Origin of the sequence: Brevundimonas sp., assembly GCF_023259385.1 — a bacterium.
Taxonomy (GTDB): Bacteria; Pseudomonadota; Alphaproteobacteria; order Caulobacterales; family Caulobacteraceae; genus Brevundimonas.
In genome coordinates, this window is sequence record NZ_JAHFPF010000271.1 from 1 (window position 1) to 4,612 (window position 4,612).

Genomic DNA, 4,612 nt, shown 5'->3' on the forward strand with positions numbered 1-4,612 from the left:
TTCGCGTGATTTCGGCTTCGCCTGGACCTCGCGTTTCTGCCTTCAGATCGCAGCCAGCGTCGTGAACGCCTACATGCTGTTCTATCTCGCCGATCACGCCCGCTACGCCGAGCAGTTTCCGGGATCGACCGTCGAGAGCGGCCTGGCCAGACTGATCGCCCTGTCCACGGTTCTCGTCGTGGTCTCCGGCTTCCTGGGCGGTCTGGCTTCGGACCGATGCAACCGGCGCAAGGGCTTCATCCTGCTCGCCGCCGGCCTGATGGCCGCGGGTCTGATGGTGTTCGCCGGCTGGCCCGGATGGCCAGGCCCGCTCATCGGCTACGGCCTCTATGGCGTCGGGTTCGGCCTCTACACGACGGTCGACGCCGCCCTGGTGGCGCAGGTTCTGCCGTCCCGCCGGGACGCGGCCCGCGACCTCGGGATCATGAACCTGACCAACACCCTGCCCACCGTGCTGGCGCCCGGGCTGGTCCTCGTCGCCCTCGGTGCGGACCGTCAGTCCTGGCCGCAACTGATGAGCCTGATCGCCGTGATCGCCCTTCTCGGCGGAGCCGCCGTGCTGGGGGTTCGGCGGGTGCGCTGATACGAGAGTTGTCCGCCGGTGGGACCCAGCAGCCTTGACGGCGGCGGGATCGCCCTGTTGCCCTCCCCCGTCATCTCTCGGGAGCCGCGATGTTTCACCGTTCCATTCGGCCACGCGCCCTGCTGCTCCTGTCGACGGTCCTGCTGCTGTGCATCGCTGCGCCGTTCCCGGCGTCCGCCGCGGATCGGCCGACCGCCCATCAGGCGGCGGAGGCGATGGGCAAGGGCTTCAACCTGGGCCAGATGTTCGACAACAGTCAGCATCCGGCCACGCTTGAAACCGCGCGCCCGAAGATCGACGCCTACTACGCGCGCGGCTTTCGCGTGGTCCGGATTCCGGTCACCTGGACCGAGGCTGTCGATGGCGCGACCCTGGCCGATCCCGACACCGGTCGCCTGGACCGAGCCTCGCCGCGCCTCGCCCAGCTGGAGGCGGTGATCGATTACGCCCTCTCCCGCCCCGGCCTCCACGTGGTGATCAACGCCCACCATGAGAGCAGACTGAAGGATCACGGGCGCGGCGATGTCCTGGCGCAGTTGTGGGCCGATATCAGCACGACCTTCCACAACCGGGACGGACGGCTGATCTTCGAGATCCTCAATGAGCCCCACTTGAGCAATCACGACCCCATGCCGCCCGAAACCCTGCGGGCCATGACCGGACAGGCCTATGCGCGCATCCGGCGGACCGATCCTGAGCGCATCGTGGTCATAGGCGGCAACCAGTGGTTCGGCGCGCACGAAATGGCCACGACATGGCCGAACCTCGACGCGGTGGGCGGCGGCGCCGACCCCTACGTCATGGCGACCTTCCACCACTACAATCCCTGGACCTTCGCCGGCGACAACCAGGGCGACTACGCCGACCCCTGGACCGAAGAGGACATGGCCGGCCCGATGCGGGTGATGGCGAACTGGGCCGCGACGACCGGCGGCGGCATGCCGGTCTTCATCGGCGAATGGGGCGTCGGCTGGAAAAGCCGCCACGCGACCATGAACTGCAACAACATCCGGCTTTGGTACGCGCGTTTCGACGCGGTTCACGCCAAGGCGATGGGCATGCCCACCGCCGTCTGGGACGACGGCGGCTGGTTCCAGATTTTCGACCACGACGCCAACGCCTTCTCCAGCAATCTCATCGACTGCATCGACGGCGCCTGCAGGTGGGCCGGCGTCAGCCGGTTCAACGAAGACTGCCTCTAGGCAGGCCGCTGGACGGCGCCCGGAAACACCCATCGGGCATTTGACGCATTCATATCTCTCGAGTTATGAGACAACTCATAGCCACAGAGTTATACGTTTTGACCGAAGCCCATGACATCCTGTTCCGCACGCTCGCCGATCCGACCCGGCGCGCCATCTTCGAGCGGCTGTGCCGCGACGGGGAGCAGACGGTCGCGGCCCTGACGGCGCGCGCGGGCGTGTCCCAGCCTGCGGTGTCCAAACATCTGGGCGTGCTGAAACAGGCCGGACTGGTGCGCGACCGGCCTGAGGGCCGTCAGACCCATTACAGCGCGCAGCTGGAGGCCCTGGCGCCGTTGGCGGACTGGACCGGCCGAATGAACGGCTTCTGGGAAAACCTCGAAAACCTGCTCACAAGGATGGACCAATGACCTCGACCGAAACCCGCTCCGTCATCATCGAGCGGGAGTTCGCCTTCCCGCCCGAAAAGCTGTGGCGCGCCCTGACGCAGCCCCATCTGATGGAGGAATGGCTGATGAAGACCGATTTCGAACCCGTCGCGGGCCGCAAATTCAACCTGCGCGGCGAATGGGGCGGCGTGCTGAACGGCGAGGTCCTGACCGTCGAGCCCAACCGGACTCTGGCCTACACCTGGGACTTCGCCCACGACGACCCGGCCTACAACCTGTCCAGCGTGGTGACCTTCACCCTGACCCCGACGGCGGACGGCACGCACCTTCGCATGGAGCAGGCCGGCTTCCGACCCGACCAGAAACAGGCGCTCGGCGGCGCCACCCACGGCTGGCGGCAGTTCCTCGACAATCTGGATCAACTGCTGGTGCGGGGCGCCGAGTGACCGGGAAGCCCGTCCTGCTGTCCGGCGACAACCCGCAGATCGCCAAGGGCTATGGCGACGCCCCGGTGCAGGCGTGGATCGACGCCATTCCCGGCTGGAAAAGCCTTCTCGCCCGCCGCCTCGACGCCCTGATCGTCGAGGCGGTCCCCGGCGTCCGCAAGGCCGTGAAGTGGAACTCGCCGCTCTATGGCGTCGAGGACGGCTGCTGGTTCCTCGGGATGCACGGCTTCACCGGCTACGTGAAGGTCAGCTTCTTCAGAGGCGCCGAGTTGGAACCGCCGCCGCCCGGACCGTCCAAACAGAAGCTGGTGCGTTACCTCGACATCCACGAGGCGGACACGCTCGACGAGGCCCGGTTCGTCGATTGGGTGAAACAGGCCGGCCGGTTGCCCGGCGAAAAGATGTGAAAGGCGCGACGACCATGACAATGACCTCCACCCTGTCCGACGACGTCGGCCCCTCCGCCTCCGCCCTGATCGATGACCGCATCGCAACGCTGGACGACTGGCGCGGCGAGACCCTGGCCCGCGTCCGCGCCCTGATCCACGAGGCTGATCCCGAGGTGGTCGAGACCTGGAAATGGCGCGGCGTGCCCGTGTGGGAGCACGCGGGCATCCTGTGCACTGGTGAGACCTACAAGGCCGCGGTCAAGCTGACCTTCGCCAAGGGCGCCGCCCTGCCGGACCCGACCGGCCTGTTCAACGCCGGCCTGGACGGCGGAACCCGCCGCGCCATCGACCTTCCAGAGGGCGCGGCGCTTGACCCGACCGCCTTCAAGGCCCTGATCCGGGCGGCGATCGAACTGAATAGCCGAAAGAAAACAAAGACCCGCTGACCGCCGCAGCGAATTCTGCGTCGGCCATGTCACCCTCCGCGTCCGCGCTTCGTCCTTGCTGGCATGAGCCCGGCCAAACGGCCGGCGCACGCAGGGAGAAGCAGGATGAAGATCGTCGTCATCGGAGGCACCGGCCTGATCGGCTCGCGCGTCGTGGAAAGGCTGCGCCGGCAAGGCCATGAGGTGCTGGCCGCATCGCCCAACACCGGCGTCAACACCCTCACCGGCGAAGGCCTGGCCGAGGCGCTGCAGGGCGCCCAGGTCGTGATCGACGTGGCCAACTCGCCGTCGTTCACGGATGAGGCGGCGATGGACTTCTTCCGCACCGCCGGGACCAACCTGCTGGCCGCCGAGGCCGCCGCGGGAGTCGGCCACCACATCGCCCTGTCCGTCGTCGGGACCGAGCGGCTGCAGGCCAGCGGCTATTTCCGCGCCAAGCTGGTGCAGGAAGAGCTGATCAGGACGTCGCCGACGCCCTGGACCATCCTGCGCTCGACCCAGTTCTTCCCCTTCATCACCGGCATCATCCAGTCCGGCGCCGTGGGCGACGAAGTGCATCTGCCGGCCGCCCTGATCCAGCCGGTTTCGGCCGACGACGTGGCGGCGGCGCTCGTCGACCTGGCCCTGGGCGCGCCGGTCAACGGCACGGTGGAGATCGCCGGCCCCGAAGCCATTCGCCTGACCGACTTCGCCGAGGAATATCTGAGCACGATGGAGGATCGCCGCCCGGTGATCGCCGACCCGACCTCCCTGTATTTCGGCGCGGCCCTGCGGGACGACACCCTGACGCCGGGGCCGAACCCGCTGCTGGGCAAGGACACGCTCGAAGACTGGCTGCGCCAGTCGATCAGCGCGGACTGAGGGAAAGCACCATGAAGCTCTACTACTCTCCCCTCGCCTGCAGCCTCGCGGACCACATCGCCCTGCGCGAAGCCGGGTTCACGTTCGATCTGGAACGGGTCGACCTGCGCACCCACCGCACGGAGACCGGCGTGGATTTCCACACCGTCAGCGCCAAGGGCTACGTCCCGGCGCTGATCCTCGACGACGGCCAGATGATCACCGAGAACGTCGCCCTGCTGGATTGGATCGACGGCCAGTCCCACACCCTGACGAACCCCGGTCCGCTGGGCCGGACCCGGGTGCTGGAGGCGCTG

General features: G+C 67.6%; 7 protein-coding genes and 1 pseudogene. All 8 read left to right on the forward strand.

Annotated features, from left to right (window positions below; all coding sequences use genetic code 11):
* On the forward strand, window positions 1–583 hold a 583-nt coding region (locus Q0C81_RS16385), incomplete at its 5' end, for an MFS transporter (RefSeq protein WP_291840440.1).
* An 89-nt stretch (window positions 584–672) separates the two neighbouring features.
* Window positions 673–1,785, forward strand: a complete 1,113-nt coding sequence (locus Q0C81_RS16390) for a glycoside hydrolase family 5 protein (RefSeq protein ID WP_291840443.1) — start codon at window positions 673–675, stop codon at window positions 1,783–1,785.
* A 98-nt stretch (window positions 1,786–1,883) separates the two neighbouring features.
* A complete protein-coding gene (locus Q0C81_RS16395; RefSeq protein ID WP_291840446.1) occupies window positions 1,884–2,195 on the forward strand; it encodes a helix-turn-helix transcriptional regulator in 312 nt (103 codons plus the stop codon).
* Window positions 2,192–2,620 carry an SRPBCC domain-containing protein gene (locus Q0C81_RS16400; protein WP_291840448.1) on the forward strand — a complete coding sequence of 143 codons (429 nt, stop codon included), beginning with the start codon at window positions 2,192–2,194 and terminating at the stop codon, window positions 2,618–2,620. The genes Q0C81_RS16395 and Q0C81_RS16400 overlap by 4 nt, the downstream gene beginning before the upstream one ends.
* Window positions 2,617–3,027 carry a DUF1801 domain-containing protein gene (locus Q0C81_RS16405; RefSeq protein WP_291840451.1) on the forward strand — a complete coding sequence of 137 codons (411 nt, stop codon included), beginning with the start codon at window positions 2,617–2,619 and terminating at the stop codon, window positions 3,025–3,027. The genes Q0C81_RS16400 and Q0C81_RS16405 overlap by 4 nt, the downstream gene beginning before the upstream one ends.
* A 14-nt stretch (window positions 3,028–3,041) precedes the next feature.
* A complete protein-coding gene (locus Q0C81_RS16410) occupies window positions 3,042–3,455 on the forward strand; it encodes a DUF1801 domain-containing protein (protein ID WP_291840456.1) in 414 nt (137 codons plus the stop codon).
* Window positions 3,456–3,560: 105 nt separating this feature from the next.
* Window positions 3,561–4,316, forward strand: a complete 756-nt coding sequence (locus Q0C81_RS16415; protein WP_291840459.1) for an SDR family oxidoreductase — start codon at window positions 3,561–3,563, stop codon at window positions 4,314–4,316.
* Between the two features lie 11 nt (window positions 4,317–4,327).
* Window positions 4,328–4,612, forward strand: a pseudogene (locus Q0C81_RS16420) (glutathione S-transferase); the annotation flags it as partial.

Excerpts from the sequence above, each read along its gene's own strand:
- Q0C81_RS16390 (WP_291840443.1), top strand. The coding sequence starts at position 673 with ATGTTTCACCGTTCCATTCGGCCACGCGCCCTGCTGCTCCTGTCGACG.
- Q0C81_RS16400 (WP_291840448.1), top strand. The coding sequence starts at position 2,192 with ATGACCTCGACCGAAACCCGCTCCGTCATCATCGAGCGGGAGTTCGCC.
- Q0C81_RS16410 (WP_291840456.1), top strand. The coding sequence starts at position 3,042 with ATGACAATGACCTCCACCCTGTCCGACGACGTCGGCCCCTCCGCCTCC.
- Q0C81_RS16415 (WP_291840459.1), top strand. The coding sequence starts at position 3,561 with ATGAAGATCGTCGTCATCGGAGGCACCGGCCTGATCGGCTCGCGCGTC.